The organism is Streptomyces megasporus (genome assembly GCF_000718985.1).
Classification (GTDB): domain Bacteria; phylum Actinomycetota; class Actinomycetes; order Streptomycetales; family Streptomycetaceae; genus Streptomyces; species Streptomyces megasporus.
The window spans coordinates 24264-44761 of the sequence record NZ_JODL01000013.1 but is presented as its reverse complement, the minus strand read 5'-3'; the positions used below and the strand labels follow the sequence as shown (position 1 = coordinate 44761).

Annotated in this window: 21 protein-coding genes; 8 read left to right on the top strand and 13 right to left on the bottom strand. The window is 74.0% G+C overall.

The features are described from left to right. Positions 1–152: 152 nt before the first annotated feature. Complete coding sequence (locus IF47_RS0113295; RefSeq protein WP_031508943.1) at positions 153–740, bottom strand: hemerythrin domain-containing protein; 588 nt, start codon at positions 738–740, stop codon at positions 153–155. A 184-nt stretch (positions 741–924) separates the two neighbouring features. On the opposite strand from IF47_RS0113295, the gene IF47_RS0113290 reads away from it, so the two are divergent. The 4 genes from IF47_RS0113290 to IF47_RS0113275 all read left to right on the top strand — a co-directional run bounded on the left by IF47_RS0113290 (position 925) and on the right by IF47_RS0113275 (position 5009). Further along, positions 925–2061, top strand: coding sequence for a carboxylate-amine ligase (locus tag IF47_RS0113290; RefSeq protein WP_051717583.1), 1137 nt, complete (start codon positions 925–927; stop codon positions 2059–2061). Further along, on the top strand, positions 2058–3134 hold the full coding sequence (locus IF47_RS0113285) for an iron-containing redox enzyme family protein (RefSeq protein WP_037732518.1): 1077 nt from the start codon (positions 2058–2060) through the stop codon (positions 3132–3134). Before IF47_RS0113290 ends, IF47_RS0113285 begins: the two co-directional genes overlap by 4 nt. 202 nt (positions 3135–3336) lie before the next feature. Continuing rightward, positions 3337–4581, top strand: coding sequence for an MFS transporter (locus IF47_RS0113280; protein ID WP_031508939.1), 1245 nt, complete (start codon positions 3337–3339; stop codon positions 4579–4581). Continuing rightward, positions 4578–5009 carry an HIT family protein gene (locus tag IF47_RS0113275; protein WP_031508938.1) on the top strand — a complete coding sequence of 144 codons (432 nt, stop codon included), beginning with the start codon at positions 4578–4580 and terminating at the stop codon, positions 5007–5009. The genes IF47_RS0113280 and IF47_RS0113275 overlap by 4 nt, the downstream gene beginning before the upstream one ends. Before the next feature lie 28 nt (positions 5010–5037). Here the strand turns inward: IF47_RS0113275 and IF47_RS0113270 are convergent, their stop codons facing one another. After that, positions 5038–5307, bottom strand: a complete 270-nt coding sequence (locus IF47_RS0113270; RefSeq protein WP_051717582.1) for a CDGSH iron-sulfur domain-containing protein — start codon at positions 5305–5307, stop codon at positions 5038–5040. Further along, positions 5291–5962 carry a HemK2/MTQ2 family protein methyltransferase gene (locus IF47_RS0113265; protein ID WP_031508936.1) on the bottom strand — a complete coding sequence of 224 codons (672 nt, stop codon included), beginning with the start codon at positions 5960–5962 and terminating at the stop codon, positions 5291–5293. Before IF47_RS0113265 ends, IF47_RS0113270 begins: the two co-directional genes overlap by 17 nt. Positions 5963–6143: 181 nt before the next feature. On the opposite strand from IF47_RS0113265, the gene IF47_RS0113260 reads away from it, so the two are divergent. Continuing rightward, positions 6144–7325 (top strand): zinc-dependent alcohol dehydrogenase, encoded by a 1182-nt coding sequence (locus IF47_RS0113260; protein WP_031508935.1) that lies wholly within the window; start codon positions 6144–6146, stop codon positions 7323–7325. Positions 7326–7410: 85 nt separating this feature from the next. Here the strand turns inward: IF47_RS0113260 and IF47_RS0113255 are convergent, their stop codons facing one another. Next, positions 7411–7695 (bottom strand): DUF6343 family protein, encoded by a 285-nt coding sequence (locus IF47_RS0113255; RefSeq protein ID WP_037732517.1) that lies wholly within the window; start codon positions 7693–7695, stop codon positions 7411–7413. 231 nt (positions 7696–7926) lie between these two features. Here IF47_RS0113255 and ggt point away from each other — a divergent pair, with 231 nt between their 5' ends. Continuing rightward, entirely contained in the window at positions 7927–9804 is a 1878-nt protein-coding gene (ggt, locus tag IF47_RS0113250) for a gamma-glutamyltransferase (protein ID WP_031508933.1), read from the top strand. 38 nt (positions 9805–9842) lie between these two features. On the opposite strand, the gene mnhG is transcribed toward ggt, so the two are convergent. From mnhG to IF47_RS0113210, 7 genes are all read right to left on the bottom strand, one after another. Beyond that, positions 9843–10310: a monovalent cation/H(+) antiporter subunit G gene (gene mnhG, locus IF47_RS0113245; RefSeq protein ID WP_342667258.1), complete on the bottom strand. Its 468-nt coding sequence runs from the start codon at positions 10308–10310 to the stop codon at positions 9843–9845. Further along, positions 10307–10573, bottom strand: a complete 267-nt coding sequence (locus tag IF47_RS0113240; RefSeq protein WP_031508931.1) for an MrpF/PhaF family protein — start codon at positions 10571–10573, stop codon at positions 10307–10309. Before IF47_RS0113240 ends, mnhG begins: the two co-directional genes overlap by 4 nt. Further along, on the bottom strand, positions 10570–11166 hold the full coding sequence (locus IF47_RS27765; protein ID WP_051717580.1) for a Na+/H+ antiporter subunit E: 597 nt from the start codon (positions 11164–11166) through the stop codon (positions 10570–10572). Before IF47_RS27765 ends, IF47_RS0113240 begins: the two co-directional genes overlap by 4 nt. Next, entirely contained in the window at positions 11163–12713 is a 1551-nt protein-coding gene (locus tag IF47_RS0113230; protein ID WP_051717578.1) for a Na+/H+ antiporter subunit D, read from the bottom strand. Before IF47_RS0113230 ends, IF47_RS27765 begins: the two co-directional genes overlap by 4 nt. Continuing rightward, complete coding sequence (locus IF47_RS0113225) at positions 12710–13081, bottom strand: Na(+)/H(+) antiporter subunit C (RefSeq protein WP_031508928.1); 372 nt, start codon at positions 13079–13081, stop codon at positions 12710–12712. The genes IF47_RS0113230 and IF47_RS0113225 overlap by 4 nt, the downstream gene beginning before the upstream one ends. Next, positions 13078–15987 (bottom strand): Na+/H+ antiporter subunit A, encoded by a 2910-nt coding sequence (locus IF47_RS0113220; protein WP_031508927.1) that lies wholly within the window; start codon positions 15985–15987, stop codon positions 13078–13080. Before IF47_RS0113220 ends, IF47_RS0113225 begins: the two co-directional genes overlap by 4 nt. 363 nt (positions 15988–16350) lie before the next feature. After that, positions 16351–16734: a hypothetical protein gene (locus IF47_RS0113210; RefSeq protein WP_031508926.1), complete on the bottom strand. Its 384-nt coding sequence runs from the start codon at positions 16732–16734 to the stop codon at positions 16351–16353. A 300-nt stretch (positions 16735–17034) separates the two neighbouring features. Here IF47_RS0113210 and IF47_RS0113205 point away from each other — a divergent pair, with 300 nt between their 5' ends. Then, the gene (locus tag IF47_RS0113205) at positions 17035–18153 is read left to right on the top strand and encodes an NAD-dependent epimerase/dehydratase family protein (protein ID WP_031508925.1); all 1119 of its coding nucleotides are present in this window, start codon (positions 17035–17037) and stop codon (positions 18151–18153) included. A 93-nt stretch (positions 18154–18246) separates the two neighbouring features. On the opposite strand, the gene IF47_RS0113200 is transcribed toward IF47_RS0113205, so the two are convergent. Together IF47_RS0113200 and IF47_RS0113195 are read right to left on the bottom strand one after the other, a co-directional pair. Then, positions 18247–19176: a polysaccharide pyruvyl transferase family protein gene (locus IF47_RS0113200; protein ID WP_031508924.1), complete on the bottom strand. Its 930-nt coding sequence runs from the start codon at positions 19174–19176 to the stop codon at positions 18247–18249. Positions 19177–19190: 14 nt separating this feature from the next. Next, positions 19191–19418: a DUF6480 family protein gene (locus IF47_RS0113195; protein WP_031508923.1), complete on the bottom strand. Its 228-nt coding sequence runs from the start codon at positions 19416–19418 to the stop codon at positions 19191–19193. Positions 19419–19481: 63 nt separating this feature from the next. Between IF47_RS0113195 and IF47_RS0113190 the strand changes: the two genes are divergently transcribed. Then, entirely contained in the window at positions 19482–20447 is a 966-nt protein-coding gene (locus tag IF47_RS0113190) for a UDP-glucuronic acid decarboxylase family protein (RefSeq protein ID WP_031508922.1), read from the top strand. Positions 20448–20498: the final 51 nt, after the last annotated feature.

Below are 20498 nucleotides of genomic sequence, written 5' to 3'. Positions count from 1 at the left end.
ACCCGCCGTCCCGCTCCGTCCACCCCGTCCACCCCGCCGATTCCGTCCGCTCCGTCCGTCCCGCCTTCTCGGCGCCGGGCCGCCGCTCCCTCCCCCGGGGGCGGCGGCCCGGCCGCGTCCGGGCCTCACCGGCCCGGACGCGCGCGTGCGGCTCAGCCCTTGCCCATGGCCTTGCGCACGGCGTCGCGGGCACGGTCGGCCACGGCGGCCAGCGGGCCCACCGCCAGGTTCTCGGCGGCGGTCTCGGCGCCGGGGTGCGGGCGGGTGGGGGCCGTCGCCTCCGCGGCCTTGACGGCCTTGGCCATGGTGCGGAGCTTCTCGGGCTCGGTGTTGCCCATGATGTGGTTGAACTCGTAACGCTCCTCGGCGCGGGCGTGTGCCTCCACGTCGCGGCGCAGCATCTCCAGCTTGGGCATGAACGTCGGGTCGTTCGGGTCCATGTCCTCCAGGGCCTTGAGGGTCTCCTTGGCCTTCCTCTCCTCCTCCAGGCGCTGGTCCACCACCGCGTCGCCGCCGTCGATGTTCCGCCGGGCGTAGGGGTGGACCACCTCCTCCTCGGCGGTCTCGTGCACCGCCAGCATCCTGACCAGGCGGTGGAAGGCGTCGCGCCGGGCGTCTCCCCGGGCCGCCTCCACCTCGTCGAAGAGGTTGCGGATCTCGCCGTGCTGTCGCATCAGCAGCGCCACCACGTTGTCGTCACCGCTGATGCCGCTGCTCTTCGCGTCCCGCTGCTGCGCCATGGATGGGGTTTCCTTCCGTGAATCGTCATGGGTCGACCGCGGTCCGGAGCGCGTCCGGCGCGTTCGGGGTGTGCTCCGCACCCGTGTTCGGTGACACCGGGTGCGGGTTCCCTGCGGTACCCGTGACCCCCCGCGGAAAACCCCCGTTCGTTTCACCACCCGGTCCGGGGGTACCCAGACTGCCGTGACCAGGGACGGAAGCACCGGAGGACTGACCATGGGGGTCGAGGAGGAATTCCTCCTGGCCGACCCGACGACCGCGCGCACCGTGCCCGGTGCGCAAGCCGTGCTGCGCCGCGTCCACAAGGAGGCCTCCACCTCCGACGGCTCCGGCTGCAAGGCGGAGTTCCTCGCCACCCAGGTGGAGTCCGCGACCGCGGTGTGCACCACGCTGGAGGAGCTGCGCGACCGGCTGGCCGCGGACCGCGCCCGGTTGGTGGACGCCGCCCGCCAGGAGGGCCTCCTCCTGCTGTCGTGCGGTACGGCCGTGGTGAGCGACGGACGGGCCCCGGTGGCCGAGGGCGACCGCTTCCGGCGCGTCTCCGAGATGTTCGCCGACGTCGTGAACGACTACCAGGTGTGCGGCTGCCACGTCCACGTGGGCGTGCCCGACCGGGAGACCGCGGTGTCCGTGGTCAACCGGGTGCGTCCCTGGCTGCCGACGCTGCTGGCCCTGTCGGCGAACTCCCCCTTCTTCCACGGCATCGACCGGGGCTACGCGAGCTGGCGCATGATGGAGCAGACCCGCTTCCCCGCCTCGTGGATGCCGCCCCGCTTCGCCGACGCGGCCTCCTACGACGCGGAGGTGAAGCGGCTGGTGTCGTACGGCGCGCTGGTCGACGACCGGATGAGCTTCTGGTTGATGCGCCCCTCGCCGTGGCTGCCCACGGTCGAGTTCCGGGTCGCGGACGCCGTCGCCACCGTCGACGACGCCGTGCTCCAGGCCGCACTCGGGCGGGCCCTGGTGCGCCGGGCCCTGGCCGACCTGGAGGCGGGGCTGCCGGAGCCGGAGCTGGACGACCGGGCCGCCGCGGCGGCGGTGTGGGCCGCCGCGCGGTACGGGCTCGACGGCGACGGCGTGGACCCCCTCACCCGCACCCGGACGCCGGCCGGCGAGTTGGTCGACGCGCTGCTGCGGCACGTGGAGCCCGCGCTGGAGGAGACCGGCGACACCGAGACGGTGCGGAGGCTGCTGGCCTCGGTGCGCCGGGACGGCACCGGGGCCGACCGCCAGCGGCGCGCCTGGGAAAGCGGCGGGCCCTTGGCGGTGGTGGAACTACTGGCGAGTCTGACCGACGCGAGGGAGCGGAAGAGCACATGACCACCACCCCCACGGCACCCCGGACCTCCACGACCACCGCCACGACCACATCCACGGCCACCGCCACGACCACCGCCACGCTCCCCGCGCCGCGCGGCCGGCTGAGCGCCGCGGTGCTGGACGTCCTGGCCGCTCCGCCGCCCGGCCGGTTGCCGGCGTCCCTCGACGAGGCGGTGGAGGGCGCCGACCCCTACGGCGACGACCTGCACCTGGCCCTGTACGTCTGCTACGAGCTGCACTACCGGGGCTTCGCGGACGTGTCGCCCGACTGGGAGTGGGACCCGGACCTGCTGCGGCTGCGCGCCGGTCTGGAGCGGGTCTTCCTGGCCGCGCTGCGCCGTGACACCCTCACCGGCACCCCCTCCGACTCCGACGTGCCCGCCGCGCTGGAACCGCTGCTGGTGGAGCCCGTCGACGGCGGCGGGGTGTCGGACTTCCTGCTGCGCGAGGGCGAGTGGTGGCAGATGCGCGAGTACGTCGCGCACCGCTCGGTCTACCACCTCAAGGAGGCCGATCCGCACGCCTGGGTCATCCCCCGCCTCGACGGCCAGGCCAAGGCGTCGCTGGTGGCGGTGGAGTACGACGAGTTCGGCGGGGGCCGCGGCGAGCGGGTGCACGCGCGGCTGTTCGCCGACCTGATGGCGGGCGCGGGCCTGGACCCGTCCTACCTGCGCTACCTCGACGACGTGCCCGCCCCGGCCCTGGCCACGGTGAACCTGATGTCGCTGTGCGGGCTGCACCGGGCGCTGCGCGGCGCGCTGGTGGGCCACTTCGCGGCGGCCGAGATCAGCACCGCCCCCAGCGCGCGGAAGATGGCCCGGGCGCTGGAGCGGCTGGAGGCCGCCCCGGAGTGCGTGCTGTTCTTCACCGAGCACATCGAGGCGGACGCCGTGCACGAGCAGGTGATGCGCCGGGACGTCATCGGCGATCTGCTGGAGCGCGAACCGGAGTTGGCCGCCGACGTGGTGTTCGGGATTCGGGCCACCGAGTTGCTGGAGGGGCGGCTGGCGGACCACCTGCTGAACGCCTGGCGCCGGAACGCGAGTTCGCTGCGGCGTCCGCTCGACGCCTGACACCTCGTCGGGCGGGCCCGTCGGATGAGCCCGCCGGACGAGCGCCCGTCGGAGGACGCCGGAACGACGCGCTCGGCATCCGGACGGCCTCCGCCGCGTGGCGCCGGGCAGGGAGGCGGCCGACCGCGGTCGTCCAGCCTTTCATGAGAGCGCTCCCATATGTCCCTTGTCCCCTTCCGGCCCGGCTTTCTACGCTGAGGCGATGAGAAGCGCGAGCGCGTTACGACCGACGTCCACCCGCCCGTCTCTCCCCACCTCGACGCGGCTGCGCGCCGCCGTCACCGCCTTCTTCGCCCTCGACGGTTTCCTCTTCGCCGGCTGGGTGGTGCGGATTCCGGCGGTGAAGGAGCGGGTCGGCGCGTCCGCGACGGGTCTGGGGCTGGCCCTGCTCGGCGTGTCGGCCGGCGCGGTGGCCACCATGCTCCTCGCGGGCGGCCTGTGCCGGCGTTTCGGCAGTCCGAAGGTCACGGTCGTCACCGGCGCCTTGCTCTCGCTCTCCGTCGTCCTGCCCGCGCTCGTCGACACCCCGCTCGCGCTGGGCCTGGTCCTGTTCGTCTTCGGCGTCGGCTACGGCGGGCTCAACGTCGGGATGAACAGCCTGGCCGTGGACATCGTCGACGCGCTCCGCCGCCCGGTGATGCCGAGCTTCCACGCCGCCTACAGCTTCGGCGGCCTGGCCGGGGCCGGACTCGGCGGCCTGCTGGCACCGCATCTGTCGCCCGCGCGGCACCTGGCGCTGTTGGTGCCGCCGGCGCTGCTGGTCGTCGCGGTGGCGGGACGCGTCCTGCTCGCGCACCCCGTGCCCCGCCCGGACGGGAGGCCGCCGAACGACGCGCCCGCGCCCCACGGGGCCGAGACCGCGCGGGGCGGCCGGGGCGGCACGGGTCTGGTGGCCGTCTTCGGGCTGATCGCCCTGTGCACCACGTACGGGGAGGGGGCGCTCGCCGAATGGGGCGCCCTCCACATCGAGCAGGACCTGCACGGCGGGCCGGGCGTCGCCGCGGCGGGCTACGCGGCCGTCGCGGCGGCCATGGCCGTCGGCCGCCTCTTCGGCACCGCGGTCCTGGAGCGGCTGGGGTACACCGCCTGCCTGGTCGCCGGCGGCCTGCTGGCCTGCGCCGGGATGCTCCTGGGCGCCCTGGCCCCGTCCCTCTGGCTCGTGCTGCCGGGCTTCGCGCTGACCGGTCTGGGGCTGGCCAACGCCTTCCCGGCGGCCATCGCGCGGGCGGGCACCGCCGCCGGCCCGACCGGCGTCGCCGCCGCCTCCACCCTGGGGTACGGCGGGATGCTGATCGGCCCCGTCTGCATCGGTTTCCTCGCCGACGCCTTCGGGCTGCCCCTGGCGCTGACGACCGTGGCGGCGCTGGCCGCGCTGGCGGCCGGGATCGCCCTCGCGGCCGGGCGCGCCGCGGCGGCGCGGGAACGGAAGGAAGGGAGCACGGCGTGAGCGACTGCGTGTTCTGTGCCATCGGCCGGGGCGAGACCGACGCGGATCTGGTCGCGTACCGGTCCGGGAACGTCTACGTCGTCCCGGCGCTCCTGCGGCGGGAGAACAACCCCGGCCACACGCTCGTCCTGCCGGTGGCCCACGTGACCGGCCTGGACGGGACGCCGCCCGACCTCCTGCGGGAGGTCTTCGAGACCGTCGCCCGGGTGGTGTTCGGGGTGCGGGAGGCGTACGGGGCCGTGGGGAGCACGGTCGTGCAGAACAACACCGCGCCCGGCCAGGTCCTCCACCACCTGCACGTCTCCGTGGTCCCCCGGTTCGAGGGCGACGCGTTCCGGATTCCCGAGCCCGATCTGTCGGAGGCGCCGCGGGAGGCGCGGCTCGCGCGCGCCGCCGCGCTGCGGCGGGTGCTGGCCCGAAAGGCGTGAGACGGGAGGCGGACGCGGCGGTCTCCCGTCAGCCGCCGTCGCCGTTCCCGTCCGGGCCGGTGTCCGGGCCGGTGTCCGGGTCGGCGGTCCGGGCGCGGCGCTCCTTGCGGCGGTGGCTGGTGTCGCACCACGGGTAGCGCCGGCTGCGGCGGCAGGTGCACACGGCGACCACGAAGCGGTCGGAGCGGGCGGTGCCGCCGTCGGGGAGGTCCACCTCCACCGGGCCCTCGATCAGCACCGGGCCCTCGGGGTCGATCACGACGCGCCGGGCGCGCGGTCGTTCAGGGTCGGTCGGCACGGATCACCACCAACTCCTCCGTCCGCTGTCCGGGGGATATCAGGCCCCGGGCCTCCAGCCAGGCGGCGCGCTCGCGCAGCACCGGCCCGAACGGGATGACGCTGCGGGCCACCACCGCGGGCTCCAGGCCCTCGTCGCGCAGCAGGGCGAGCGTCGTCTCGACGCCGCACAGCTCGGAGTGGACCAGCAGCAGGGCGCCGCCGGGTTTCAGCAGCGCCGGCGCGGCCCCGCACAGCCGGTCCAGGACGGCGCGGCCGTCCGGTCCGCCGTCCCAGCACATGGCGCGGCCCCGCTTGGGCGGCTCGGGGTTCGGGGACGGCACGTACGGCGGGTTGGCGAGGACCACGTCGAAACGGCGGCCCTCCCCCGCCTCCGCATCGGCCACGGCGTCGGCGAGGTCGCCGCGTCGCACCGTCATCGGCAACCGGTGCAGCAGGGCGTTGCACCGCGCGGCGAGCACGGCGCGGGGCGAGGCGTCCAGCGCCACGGCCTCCGCCGCTCCCATCCGCAGGGCGGCCATGGCGAGCACTCCGGTGCCCGTGCACAGGTCGAGGACCCGGAAGCCGGGAGCCGGCGCGGCCTCGCGGAGCGCCTGCTCCAGCAGCCAGGTGTCCTCCTGCGGCGCGTACACCCCGGGGGGCCTGAGCAGCAACATGCACACCGGATACCTCTTTTGTCGCTTCCCTAACGCGCCCTTCACCGCACCTTTCGCCGTGGCCCTCGGTGGCGCCCCGATGCCTCCGGCGGGCCGTTCGGGCGACTGAGTCGTCCGCTCGGGGGTACCCGACCGGTCTCCCGAACGGAAGCCGAACAAGCCGAACAAAAGGAGGCGCTCCATGAAGGCAGCGGTCTGGCACGGGCGGCGCGACGTGCGGGTGGACGAGGTCCCCGACCCGGTCGTGCGCGAGCCCACCGACGCCGTCGTACGGGTCACGTCGTCCGGGCTGTGCGGCTCGGACCTGCACCTGTACGACGTGCTGACACCGTTCATGACGGAGGGCGACATCCTCGGTCACGAGCCGATGGGGATCGTGGAGGAGGTCGGCTCCGAGGTGGAGCACCTCTCGCCCGGGGACCGGGTGGTGATGCCGTTCCAGATCGCCTGCGGCACCTGCTACATGTGCTCGCAGGATCTCCAGACGCAGTGCGAGACCACCCAGAACCGCAAGACCGGCATGGGCGGCTCCCTCTTCGGCTACACCAAGCTCTACGGCGCGGTGCCCGGCGGACAGGCCCAGTACCTGCGGGTGCCGCAGGCGCACTACGGTCCGATCAAGGTGCCCGACGGGCCGCCGGACGACCGGTTCCTGTACCTGTCGGACGTGCTGCCGACGGCCTGGCAGGCGGTGGCGTACGCGGACACCCCCAGGAGCGGCACGCTGGTCGTGCTGGGGCTGGGGCCCATCGGCGACATGTGCTGTCGGATCGCCCTCCACCAGGGGGTGGAGCAGGTGATCGGGGTCGACCTGGTGCCCGAGCGGCTGGAGCGGGCCCGGGCGCGCGGCGTGGACGTGCTGGACTTCTCCGAGCACGGTGACGTCGCCGACGTCATCCGCGACAAGACCGACGGGCGCGGCGCCGACGCCGTGATCGACGCGGTGGGCATGGAGGCCCACGGCAGCACGGCGGCCGCGCTGGCGCAGAAGTCGGCGGGGCTGCTGCCGAAGAAGATCGCCGAGAAGCTGATGACCACGGCCGGCGTGGACCGGCTGGCCGCCCTCCACCTGGCCATCGACGCGGTGCGGCGCGGCGGCACGATCTCGGTCATCGGCGTCTACGGCGGGATGACCGACCCGCTGCCGATGCTGACGCTGTTCGACAAGCAGATCCAGCTCCGCATGGGGCAGGCCAACGTGCGGCGCTGGGTGCCGGACATCATGCCGCTGCTCACGGACGGGGACCCGCTCGGCGTGGACGACTTCGCCACCCATCACATGCCGTTGGAGCAGGCTCCGGAGGCGTACGAGATGTTCCAGAAGAAGGCCGACGGCGCGGTGAAGGTCATCCTGCACCCCTGAAGCCCTCTCCGGCCCCGGCTCCCCCGGCTCCGTCCCGCCGTCGGACGGAGCCTTCCGGTCGGGGCGGCGCGGGTGTACCGGGCCGTCAGCGCCCGCGCCGCCTCCCTCGCTCGTTCCTGCGGCGCGTCAGGACGATGGCCAGGTCGACCGCTCCCAGCAGGGCCAGTGCGGCGCAGATCCAGGCGACCTTGGTCAACGAGTCCGCGCTGGGGCTGTCGCCGGGCTCGGCCCGGGCCGCCCAGAGGGCGAAGAGCACCGTCCCGGCGATGAACACCGGGAGGTAGAGGACGGAGAGCAGCAGCCTCAGCCCCAGAGCGCTGCGGGCCGTCACCGGTTCGGTGCCGGTACGCGACCGGCCGGGAATCCGCATCGTGGGCGCACCTCCTGTCGGTCGGCCTTGTGGATCGGCCTTGTCGATCCGCCTTGTGAATCGGTCCTGTCGGCCGACTCCGTTCGGCCCGGCGGGTACCCGGTGCCGTTCCCGGCCATGCGCGGCACGGTCTTCCCTCCGTCGGCGCGGCGCTGTTGCCCCGGCCTCGGCGGGGTGCCAGGGTTTCGTCGTCCGGCAGTTCGAGCGTCCCCGTCAGGCCACGGAGGCTCCATGCCCGTCCGCGTCCCGCGTCCCTCCCTCTCCCGCCGCCGCGGCGCCGTCGCCGCGGCCCTGTCCCTGGCCCTCTCCCTGACCCTGCCGCTGCTCTCCCCGGGGTTCCCGCCGTCCGCCGTCGCGGCCGGTCCCGACCGCGAGTCGCCCGCCAAGAGCCCCGTCGCGACGGGGCGCGACGGGGCGGTCTCCAGCGTCAACCCGTACGCCTCGCGGGTCGGGCTGGAGGTGCTGCGCGCGGGCGGCAACGCGGTCGACGCCGCCGTGGCCACCGCGGCGGCGCTCGGCGTCGTCGAGCCGTACTCGGCGGGCATCGGCGGTGGTGGCTACTTCGTCCACTACGAGGCCCGCACCGGGCGGGTGCACACCATCGACGGACGGGAGACCGCTCCGGCCGCCATGCGGCGGGACGCGTTCCTCGACCCGGCCGACGGCGAGCCGATCCCCTTCGACGAGGCGGTCAACTCGGGTCTTTCGGTGGGCGTTCCGGGCACGCCCGCGACATGGGAGGCGGCCCTGGACCGCTGGGGCACCGTGTCCCTGGCGAAGGCGCTGCGGCCCGCCGCGGGGCTCGCCGAGCGCGGCTTCGTCGTGAACGAGGAGTTCCGTGCCCAGACCGCGCTGAACGAGGACCGCTTCCGCGACTTCACTCCCACGGCCGAGCTGTTCCTGCCGGGCGGCGAGCTGCCCGAGGTGGGCTCGGTGTTCCGCAACCCCGACCTCGCCGACACCTACCGGCTGCTGGCCCGCGAGGGCGCCGACGCGCTCTACGAGGGTCCGCTGGCCCGCGAGATCGTCCGCACGGTCCGGCGCCCGCCCGTGGCGCCCGACGCGGACCGCACGGTGCGGCCCGGCCTGATGACCACCGCCGACCTGGACCGCTACCGCGTGCTGCACCGGAAGCCGACGCGGGTGGAGTACCGGGGCGTGGAGGTGTACTCCATGGCGCCCTCCTCCTCCGGCGGCACCACGGTCGGCGAGGCGCTCAACATCCTGGAGAACGTCGACCTGGCCGGGATGGACCGCGCACAGGCGCTCCACCACTACCTGGAGGCGAGCCGCATCGCCTACGCCGACCGCAACCGGTGGGTGGGCGACCCGGCGTTCTCCGACGTGCCCACCGAGGAGCTGCTGTCGGAGGTCTTCGCCAAGGAGCGGGCCTGTCTGATCGATCCCGACCGGGCGCTGACGAGCCCGTTGGCGCCCGCCGACCCGCGCGATCCCGCCTCGTGGGACTGCGCGGCCGGCCGGGGCGGCGCGGAGCCGTACGAGGGTCCGTCCACCACGCACCTGGTGACCGCCGACCGCTGGGGGAACGTGGTGTCGTACACCCTCACCATCGAGCAGACCGGCGGTTCGGCGATCACGGTGCCCGGCCGGGGCTTCCTCCTCAACAACGAGCTGACGGACTTCGACTTCGTCCCGCTGTCGGAGGCGGTGGACGGCCCGAACCTGCCCGGTCCGGGCAAGCGTCCGCGCAGCAGCATGTCGCCCACGATCGTGCTGGAGGACGGCCGTCCACGGCTGGCGCTGGGCTCCCCGGGCGGCTCCACCATCATCACCACCGTGCTCCAGACCCTGGTCAACCGGATCGACCTGGGCATGACGCTGCCCCAGGCGGTCGCCGCGCCCAGGCTGTCGCAGCGGAACACCGCCACCACCCAGGCCGAACCGGCGTTCCTCGACTCCTCGGCCGAGCGCGTGCCGCTGGAGCGGCTGGGGCACCGGTTCGTCCCGCCGCCGCGGACCTTCACCCCGGCGCCGGAGATCGGGGCCGTCGCCGCGCTCGAACTCCTGGGCGGCGGACGGATGGTGGCCGTCGCCGAACCCGAACGGCGGGGCGGGGGCTCGGCGATGGTGCTGCGCCCGACCCGCTGACCGGCCCCGCCGCGGGGCTCCTCGCCCTCACCTCGCCCTCACCGCTCGCGCCCCCGGCCGGCGCCGCTCCCGTTCCCGTCGTCGTCACCGTCCCCGTTCCCGTCGTCGTCACCGTCCCCGTTCCCGTCGTCGTCACCGTTCTCGGTGTCCGGCGGGTTCGGGGGCGCGAGTTGTCCGACCAACTCGTCGGTGAACAGGGTGCGGTGGTCCACCGCGCCGGTGCGGTAGGCGACGCGGCCGACGACCTGGCCGGTGACGGGCGCGGTGAACAGTTGGAAGAGCCCGGTGAGCAGCAGCAGTCCGGCGTACGGCAGCGGCACGTGGACGGCCGCCCCGAGCAGGGCCAGCAGCACGCCCAGGGTCTGGGCCTTGGAGGAGGCGTGCAACCGGGAGACGGTGTCCGGGAAACGCAGCAGTCCCAGCGCGCCCAGCAGGCAGAAGACGGCCCCGGTCAACAGCAGTACGGCCGAGACGATGTCCGTGACCGTCTCCGACAGGTCCTTCACCGCAGATCCTCCCGTTCCCCGATGAGCCGTGCCGCCACCGTCGACCCGATGAAGCCCAGCAGGGACAGCACGATCAGCACGGGCACGAAGGGGGTGTACTCCCACGCGGCGACGCCCACGCAGGCCCCGGCGACGACCAGCGACACCATGGCCTCCAGCGCCACGATCCGGTCCAGGGCGCGCGGGCCGTGCACCAGGCGGACCAGCACCAGCATCCCGGCGACCGAGAGCAGCGCCAGGGCGACGACCGCGACCGCGCTCACCGCGTTCCCTCCTCTCGTCGCCCGTCCCGCCGGAACAGGAGCCGCCGGTCCTCGGCGGTGCCGAAGGCCCGTACCACCCAGCGTTCGGCGTTCGTGACGTCCCGACGCTGGGCCTCCGCCTCCACCGCGTCACGCGCGGGCAGGACGTGGACGTAGAACAGCTTTTCCTCCCGGTCGATCTCCAGCACCAGCGAGCCCGGTGTCAGCGCGGTCATCTGGGCCGCGGCGGTGATCAGCAGGTCGTTGTCCACCGTCAGCCGGGCCTCCAGCACCGCCGACCTCGTCCGCGGTCCGCGCAGCAGCGCCTCCCGGGCCACGATGAGGGCCGAGCCGATCAGGTCCGCCAGCAGGTGTCCGACCAGGGCCACCACCCACAGCGGACGCGCCGTCACCCGGCGGGCGAGCGGGGGCAGCGGGAAGAGGAGGATCACCAGCCCCGCCACCACCAGTCCGGTGACGAGCACGAGCGGGCTCACCGATCCCCACAGCACGATCCACAGCAGCCACAGCCAGATCAGCAGCGGCCACCGTCGGGCGGCGTGACGCGGCGGACTTCCCCCGACCCGGCCGGCGGGGGTCTCCGCGGACTTCACCGGTGCCCCCTCTCTCCGGTCCGTCCGATGTCGTCGAGGTCGCCGGAGCGGTCCTGGAGCACGGCCTCCTGGTAGGCGTCGGGCTCCATCAGGTCCGCCGCGGCGCGCTCGCCGACCCGGGCCACCGGTTCGGCGGCCACCGCCACCAGCACGCCGATCAGCACCGTGCCGCCGGCGGCCCCGACCATCAGCCGCGTGCGGGCGCCGTGCCTCCGTACGGCGGGCGGCCGTTCGGTGCCCGCGGCGAACACCGCCCGCCACACCTTGGCCATCGCGTACAGGGTCAACAGGCTGGTGAGCAGGGCGGCGGCCAGCAGGACGTAGGCGGCCGCGCCGCCCTGCTCCACTCCGGCCTGCAGCAGGATGAGCTTGGCGACGAAGCCGGAGAGCGGCGGGATGCCGGCCAGGCTGAGGGCGGAGATCAGGAACAGGATCGCCAGTATCACCGGTGGCGGGGCCGCCCGCGCCAGCACCGGCAGCTTCGCGCTGCCGCCCCAGCCCGCCACCATGCCGGCGATCAGGAACAGCGCCGCCTGCACGGCGATGTGGTGCATGGCGTAGAGGATGGTCCCGGTGAGCCCGGTGACGGAGTACAGGGAGAGCCCGAAGAGCATGTAGCCGATGTGCCCGACCAGGACGAAGGACAGCAGCCGGTTGAGGTCCTGTTGGGCGATGGCGCCCAGGGTGCCCACCAGCAGGGTGACCGCGGCCGCGATCAGCAGGGGCATCCAGGGTTCCGTCCGGGGGAAGAGCAGGGTCTGGGTCCGCACCATGGCGTACAGACCGACCTTGGTCAGCAGCGCGGCCAGGACGGCGGTGATGGGGGCCGGCGCGGTGGGGTAGCTGTCCGGCAGCCAGAAGTGCAGCGGCACCACGGCGGCCTTGATGCCGAACACGATCAGCAGCAGCAGGCTGAGCACGGTCTGGAGGCCGTCGGGGAGTCCGGGCATCCGGTTGCCCAGGTCGGCCAGGTTGACCGTGCCGGTGGCGGCGTAGACCAGCCCGATGGCGGTGAGGAAGAGCAACGACGACAGCAGGCTGGTGATGACGTACGTCATTCCGGCCCGGATGCGGTTCTCGCCCGCGTCCAGGTTGATCAGCACGTACGAGGAGGCGAGCATCAGCTCGAACGCCACGAAGAGGTTGAACAGGTCCCCGGCGAGGAAGGCCAGACAGACCCCGGCCGTCAGCAGCAGGTAGGAGGGGTGGAACGGGGCGTGGACGGGGTCGCCGCCCTCGGTGTTGCCCTGTCCGACGGCGAAGAAGAGCACGGCGAGCGTCACCGCCAGGGCCACCGTCAGCAGCAGCGCCGACAGCCGGTCGATCACCAGGGAGATCCCGGCCGGGGCCGGCCAGCCGCCGACGTCGAACGCCAGCGGACCGCGCCGGTCGGTCAGCACCAGCAGGACCACGGCGTCCACCAGCATCGCGGTGAGCACCCCGAGGCCCAGCAGCCGCTGGGCGTCGGGCTTGCGCCACACGGTCAGGGAGAGGCCCGCCACCAACACGGGCAGCAGCACGGGCGCGAAGAGCAGCCAGTCCGTCACTGTGCTTCCCTCTCCTCTCCCAGCCTGCGGTCCTCGACGTCGTCGCGGACCTGGTCGTGTCCGAGCAGGTACCAGCTCCGGTACACCAGGGCCAGCAGCAGGGTGGTGATGCCGAAGGTGATGACGATGGCGGTCAGGGCCATGGCCTGTGGCAGCGGATCGGCGAACGCCTCGGCCTCCTGGCCCTCCCCGAGGACCGGGGGTTTGCCCGGTGGGCCGGAGGCCAGCAGCACCAGCAGGTTGGTGGCGTGCCCGAGCACGAGGAAGCCGAACAGCAGCCTCATCAGGGAACGTTGCAGCAACAGGTGGAAACCGACGGCGAACAGTCCGCCCACCACCACGGCCCCCGTCAGGTCGAGTGTCGTCATCGGTCGCGGCTCCCGCGGTCGTCGGGTGCGGTGGGCACCCCGGGCTCGTCGCCGGCCGCCTGGACGCTCTCCTCGACGGACACCTGTAGCGGCCCCACCGCGGTCAGCAGCCTCAGGCACACTCCGACGACCAGCAGGTAGATCCCGGTGTCGAAGACCACGCTGGTGGCCACCTTGACGTGGCCGAACACCGGCAGCGTCCAGTCCAGCAGCGCGCTGGTCAGCGGTACGCCGCCGAAGACGATCGGGGCCAGTCCCGCGATCGCGGCCAGGGCCAGTCCCGCGCCCGCGATGACGCGGGGGTCGGCCAGTCGGTGGAAGGCGGCGCCGACCCGGCCTCCGACCAGATGGCGCAGCGCGAACGCCTGCCCCGCCACCAGCCCTCCGGCGAAGCCGCCCCCGGGGCGCAGGTGGCCGGAGTAGAGCAGGTGGACCGAGAACGCCAGGATGGCCGGGAACAGCACCCAGGTGACGATCTCCAACAGCATCGAGCGGTCGTGGAGGGGCAGGTGCCGCGCCTCCGGCAGCCACTCGCTCCGCGGCACGTCCCACCGCGCGGTCCTGGGGTCCCGGTTCGCGGCCGGGAGCCTGCTCCGGATCGTTCTCGCCCCCGCGCTCCGCGCGCCGCGCAGGGTGAGCAGGGAGCCCACCCCGATGGCCGTCACCAGCAACACGGCGATCTCGCCGAGGGTGTCCATGGCGCGGAAGTCCACGAGGATGGCGTTGACGACGTTGTGGGCTCCGGCCTCCTCCGCGTGGGCCATGTAGTAGGCGGACGCCTCGGGCTCCTTCCGGACCGCCGAGGCGACCATGGCGAGCAGTCCGACGAGCACCCCGGCCGCCACGGACAGCGCCAGCCGCAGCCGTCGGACGCGGAGCGTGCCGGCCCGGGCGCCGAACCGGGCCGGCAGACCGCGCAGGACCAGGACGATGATCACCAGGGTCAGCGTCTCGACGAGGAACTGGGTGAGCGCCAGGTCCGGCGCGCCCTGCACCAGGAAGAATCCCGCGACCCCGTAGCCGACCACTCCGACCAGCAGGGCCGCGGACAGCCGGCGCCGTACGCGGGCGAGGGCGACCGCCGAGGCCAACACCACCACGGCGAGCGGCACCTGGATGGCCGAGGCCCACAGCGGCGGGACGGTCAGCGGCGACTCCCTCAGCAGCAGGGCGGTGCCGGGCACCACCAGCACGATCGTCAGCATCACGGTCAGGTAGGCCGGCAGGGAGCCGACCTGGGTGCGGCGGGTGAACCACACGGCCGCCCCGTCCAGCCCGTGGCGCAGCCACCGGTAGCCCTCCTGCACGTCGGGCAGTCGGGGCGACCGGGCGCGCACCACGGCCAGGGCGGCGCGGTCGCGGTGGATGAGCAGACCCGCCAGCAGGGTGCCGACGGACAGGGCGAGGGCGGGGGTCACGCCGTGCCAGAGCGCGAGGTGGTAGGGCTCCTGGAGTCGCGGCATTTGAGCGGCGTAGGGCTCGGTGAAGGTCTCGGTGCCGGGATACCACACGCCCATCACCAGGGCGGCGGCCACCAGGACGCCGATGGGCGCCGCCATGCCGATGCCCCGGTCCGCGGGGTCGTCCGCCGGTGGCGACCGCACACCGGACTTGTCGCCGAACGCGCCCCACAGGAAGCGGGCCGCGTAGGCCACGGTCAGCGCCGATCCGACGGTGAGCGCCGCCACGATCCACGGCTCGCCCCATCCGGCGCCGAGCCGGGCCGCCTTCCAGAAGGTGTCGAAGTACGCCTCGTGGCCCAGATAGCCGACCAGTGGCGGCAGTCCGGCCATGGAGGCGGCGGCGAGCACGGCCATCGTCAGCAGCACCGGCCGGCGGCGGCCCAGGCCGGACAGCCGCCCCAGATCACGGGTGCCGGTGTGGTGCTCGATCAGCCCGGTGACGAGGAACAGCGCGGACTTGAAGGTGGCGTGCGCCAGGAGCATCACCTCGCCGGCGAGCACGGCGTTGCGGGTGCCGTACCCGAACAGCGCGATCAGCAGGCCGAGTTCGCTGACGGTGCCGTACGCCAGGACGCGTTTGAGGTCCCTCTCCCACAGCGCCCGCCACGCGCCGAACAGCAGCGAGACCAGGCCGACGGTGAGGACCAGGGGTCGCCAGGGCGCGACGTCGGCGAAGCCCGGGGCCAGCCTGGCCACCAGGTACACCCCCGCCTTGACCATGGCGGCCGCGTGGAGGTAGGCGCTCACCGGGGTGGGCGCCACCATCGCGGCGGGCAACCAGCCGTGGAGGGGCATCTGCGCGGACTTGGTGAAGACGCCGATCAGGACGAGCACCAGCGCGGCGGGCACGTATCCGCCGCTCGGGGGGTCGGCGACCAGTTCGGAGACACGGTAGGTGCCCGCCGCCTCGCCCAGCATCAGGAAGCCGAGCAGCATGGTCAGCCCACCGCCCGTGGTGACCACCAGTGCCTCCTCGGCGGCGTCGCGGTGCTCCCTGGTGCGGCCGCGCCCCGCGATGAGCAGGAACGACACCACGGTGGTCAGTTCCCAGAAGACGTAGAGGACCAGCAGGTTGTCGGCGGTGACCAGGCCGAGCATCACCCCGGCGAAGAGGAGCAGCAGCGCGGACTCGCGGCCGTGCTCCTCCTGGGTGTAGTGGGCGGAGTAGAACAGGACGGCAGCTCCGACGCCGCTGACGACGAAGACCATCAGCAGCGAGAGCGCGTCCAGTCGCATGACGGCGTCGAGGCCCAACGAGGGTGCCCAGGGGAGGTTTTCGAGGGGGGCCCCGCCGTCCAGGACGGTCGGGGTGAGCGCCCCCGCCCAGACCAGTGTGGCCAGCGGCACCAGCGCGGCGACCACCCAGACGGCACGGCCGATGCGCGCCTCGAGGGCGGGGAGGACGGCGGCCACGACGGCGTGAGCGGTGATCAGAACCAACAAGGGCACTCCCGGGGAAACCAGGCGTAAGCATATATATCACCACATACACCGCGTGATGGTGTCGCCGCCTCGGACGCGGCCGTGCCCTTCACCCGCTTCCCCCCGCCGTCCCGGCCGTGGGCCGTCGGGTGACTCGCGGTCAGCCCTCCGCCCGCGCGCACCCTGCACGGCGCGTGACGGGCCTTCGGCCCTCGGGTGGCCCGGTCCCCGCCGCGCGACTCACCGGCGATCCGCGCCTCGGCGCGCACGCGGTCGCAGGTGATCGCACGTGGTCGGAGCACAGCCCCGCGTGGCGGCCCGGACCCGCGACGACGGCGAAGACCCGGCCGCCGGACCGGCCGCCGGGGTGACGGTCGCGACGGTTCAGGACAACGGTCCGTTCTCGTCCAGCGCGCGTCCGCGCAGCCCGAGCGACTCCTCCAGTTCGCGGATGCGCGCGTCGAGCCGCTCGGCGCGGGCGGCACGCTCGTAGGGGGTGGCCGGGGGCCGTCGCATGATCACCAGGGCGGCGCAGCGGTAGAAGAAGTAGGCCGGCACGACGATCGGCCAGGCCAGCCCGTAGAGGAAGGCCGTCGAGGCGGCCACCGACTGCCCTTGGGTCCGGAAGCGTTCGACCGGGTCCTCGTCGGCGTGCCAGTCACGCTCGAGTTCGATGATCCGGGCGCGTTCGATGCCGTATCCCACCCGGGCCGTCACCAGAGCAGCCGTCAGGTAGCCGACCAATAACGCCAGGAGGCTGACCAGCATGCCGCACCTTCCCTCCTTCCGCGTCTCGCGCGGCACCCGCGCGCGGTGGCGGAAACACCGGTCCTGTGTGGATCCCGGGCCCCCTCGCGTGGCCCGGTGACGCAGGGGGACGGAAGCACCCGGACGCGGGCGAATCGTTTCCCCGTCGGAGACACGGGTACCCAGCGCAGCGCTCTCCGCACGTGGGGAGCGGCGAGACGACGGAAACGGTCGACGGACGTCGAAAAACACCGAAAAGCACCGAAGAACGTCGAAGAACACTGAAGACACCCCGACGGGGCCGCGAGGGGAGATGGCGAGATGAGCGAACGGGACGAGGCGGGCCTGCGCGTGGTGGTCCTGGGCGCCACCGGCAACGTGGGCACCTCGGTGCTGGCGTGTCTGGGGAAGGAGTCGCGCGTCGCCTCGGTGCTGGGCGTCGCCCGTCGCACACCGCTGTGGACGCCCCCGAAGTCCGAGTGGGCGAGCGTGGACATCGGGGCCGGCGGCGACGGCTCCGACGAGGACCGGGTGGGACGGGCCACCGAGGAACGGCTGACCGACCTGTTCCGGGGCGCCGACGCCGTGGTCCACCTGGCCTGGCTGATCCAGCCCACGCACGCCCCGCTGATCACCTGGCGCACCAACGTGCTGGGCACCGCCCGGGTGTTGCGCGCGGTGGCGGCGGCCGAGGTCCCCGCGCTGGTGTACGCCTCCTCGGTCGGGGCCTACTCCCCCGGTCCCCAGGATCGGCCCGTGGACGAGTCCTGGCCGACCCACGGCGGTCGGCCGGACGCCGCGTACTGCCGGGAGAAGGCGTACGTGGAGCGGCTGCTGGACGGCTTCGAGCGCGAGCACCCCGAGGTCCGTGTGGTGCGGATGCGGCCCGGCTTCCTCTTCAAGCGGGAGTCGGCGAGCGAGCAGCGGCGGCTGTTCGTCGGGCCGTTCCTGCCCCAGCGGCTGGTCCGGTCCTCCCTGGTGCCCGTCGTGCCGGACCTGCCGGGGCTGCGCTTCCAGGCGCTGCACACCGACGACGCCGCCGAGGCGTACCGGCTCGCGATCGTCCGGCCGGTGCACGGCGCCTTCAACCTGGCCGCCGACCCGGTGGTCGACGCCTCCGTGCTGGCCGACCTGCTCGGCGCCCGGATCGTACGGCTGCCGGTGGGGCCGGTGCGGGCCGCGGTGGCCGCCGCGTGGCGGCTGCGGCTGACGCCCGCCGCGCCGGAGTTGCTCGACGCGTTCCTGCGGCTGCCGGTGATGGACCGCGGCCGGGCCGAGCGGGAGCTGGGCTGGACTCCGCGGTACTCGTCGCGGGAGGCGCTCCGGGAGCTGCTGCGCGGCATGCGCGAGGTCGCGGGCGCGCCGACGGCTCCGCTGGCCCCGGTGGCGGACGGCGGACGGCTGCGCGAGATCGCCACCGGGGTGGGCGCACGGCCCTGACACGTCGACACGTCGGCATGTCGTCCCCGAGGCCCGCCGCGCGAGGCGTCGGCGACACGCCCTCCGACGCTTCGCGCGGCGTTCCGCGCGGGCTCACCCCGGCGCGACGGCGGGACGCTCCCGCAGCGCCGCCACCAGCGCGGTGCCGAGGTCGCCGTCCCCGGGGACCTCCCGAAAGGCGTCCCGCCTCCGCCGCGCCGCCGCCCGGCCCGAGACCAGGCACCACGTCCACCACCGGTTCAGCTCCCCGGCCCCGAGCCGCTCGACCGGGATCAGGGCGGGCCACCGGTACGCCCGCGCCTGGGCGGTCACCTTCGCGCCGCCCGCCACCGGGTCGACGGCCAGGGCCGGCACCCCGGCGCGCAGGGCGAGCACCAGGCCGTGCAGCCGGTCGGTGACCACCACGTCGAGCCGGGCGAACACCGACTGGAGCTGGGCGGGGGTGCGGCACAGCCGCCAGTCGTCGCGGGCCAGGCGGGTGTCCAGCTCCAGCCGGGCGCAGTCGAGGCCCGCGAGCCAGTCGGTGATCCGTCCGGCCGCCTCGTCGTGGCGCCGGCGCCGCCCGTACTCGCCCTGTCCGTGGGTGAGCACCACCCCGACCACGGGGGTGGGGGACAGCGGCGGCGCGGCGGCGGCCAGGTCCGGGCTGGTCCGGACGCCGGGGGCGTCACGCGGCAGGACGTGGTGGAAGCCGCGCACGGCGGGATCGTCGGGGTCCACGACGGACACGCCCACGGCCACGCGCACGCAGTGGGCGTAGCGCTCGTGGAGTTCGGCGACCCGGGGCCCGTGCAGGGGGCCGCAGACGAAGACCAGGTGGCTGTAGCGCTCTGGGCGCGCGTCCTCCAGGCTCATGGCGTCCGGCCGGAAGCCGGGGCTCCAGGCCGTCTCGTGGGGGATGCCGGAGCGGTCGAGCACCTCCTGGACACGGCGCAGGGCCAGCTCGTCGCCGGCCGTCACCTCGCCGTGCAGGAAGGTGAACCAACCCGTGAGCAGTACCTTCGGGGTTTCCTGTGTGGCCATTCGGGGACTCGGGGTCACAGCGCCACTGCGTAGGCGAGGAAGAACGCGGCGATGAGGGCCGCCAGGACGAGCACCACCACCAGCGGGACGGGCCCCCAACCGGCCGGCGTGTTGGCGTTCTGGTCCGGGGCGCCCGCGGGCGTGCTGCTCTCGCCCGGCGGCGTCTCGCCGGGCGGCACTCCGCCGCCGCTCTCGAGGCCGGTCGTGCGTTCGGGGTCCGGATCGGGGTGCGTGTCGTTCATGCCTTCCGAGTGCGCAGGAGGCCGCCCCCTTACACCAGCCAGAGGGAATGAGGTTGCTCGATGATGGGTGAACGTGACCGGCGGCGGGCCGTGGTGACCGGTGGCGCCGGGTTCGTGGGTTCGCACCTGTGCGAACGACTGCTCGACGACGGCTGGCGGGTGCTCGCCGTGGACAACCTGCTCTCGGGCTCCGAGAGCAACGTCGCCCACCTGCTCGGCCGGCCGGGTTTCGCCTTCCTCCGGCGCGACGTGTGCGCGCCCGGCGCCCTGACGGGCCTGCCCGGCGGCCCCTTCGACCTGGTGTTCCACCTGGCCTGTCCCGCCTCCCCGGCGGACTACCTGCGGCTGCCGTTGGAGACCCTGGAGACCGGCAGCAGCGGCACCCGCAACGCCCTGGAGCTGGCCGCCCGCGACGGTGCCCGGATGGTGCTGGCCTCCACCTCCGAGGTGTACGGCGACCCCCAGGTCCACCCGCAGCGCGAGGACTACTGGGGGAACGTCAACCCCGTCGGGCCGCGCAGCGTCTACGACGAGGCCAAGCGGTACGCCGAGGCGCTGGTCACCGCCCACCGACAGGCGCGCGGCACGGACACCGCGATCGTGCGGATCTTCAACTCCTACGGGCCGCGGATGCGGGCCGGGGACGGCCGCGCGGTGCCCACCTTCATCCGTCAGGCCCTGGCCGGCGAGCCGCTGACGGTGGCCGGGGACGGCAGCCAGACCCGCTCGCTGTGCTACGTCGACGACACCGTGGCGGGCATCGTGGCCCTCGCGGAGAGTAATCACCCGGGGCCGATCAACATCGGCGGCGAGGAGGAGACCACGGTCCTCGACATCGCCCGTCGGATCGTCAAGCTGACCGGCTCCACGTCCCCCATCACCTTCGTCGAACGCCCCGGCGACGACCCCGCCCGACGCCGCCCGGACACCACGCTGGCCAGGGAGAAGCTGGGCTGGGAGCCGCGCGTCGACTGGCAGGAGGGGCTGGAGCGGACCATCGACTGGTTCGCCCGCCGGGCCGCCGCCTGACCCCGCCCCTCCGCTCCGCGGCCGGCTTCCCCCGCCCGCTCTTTCTCACTC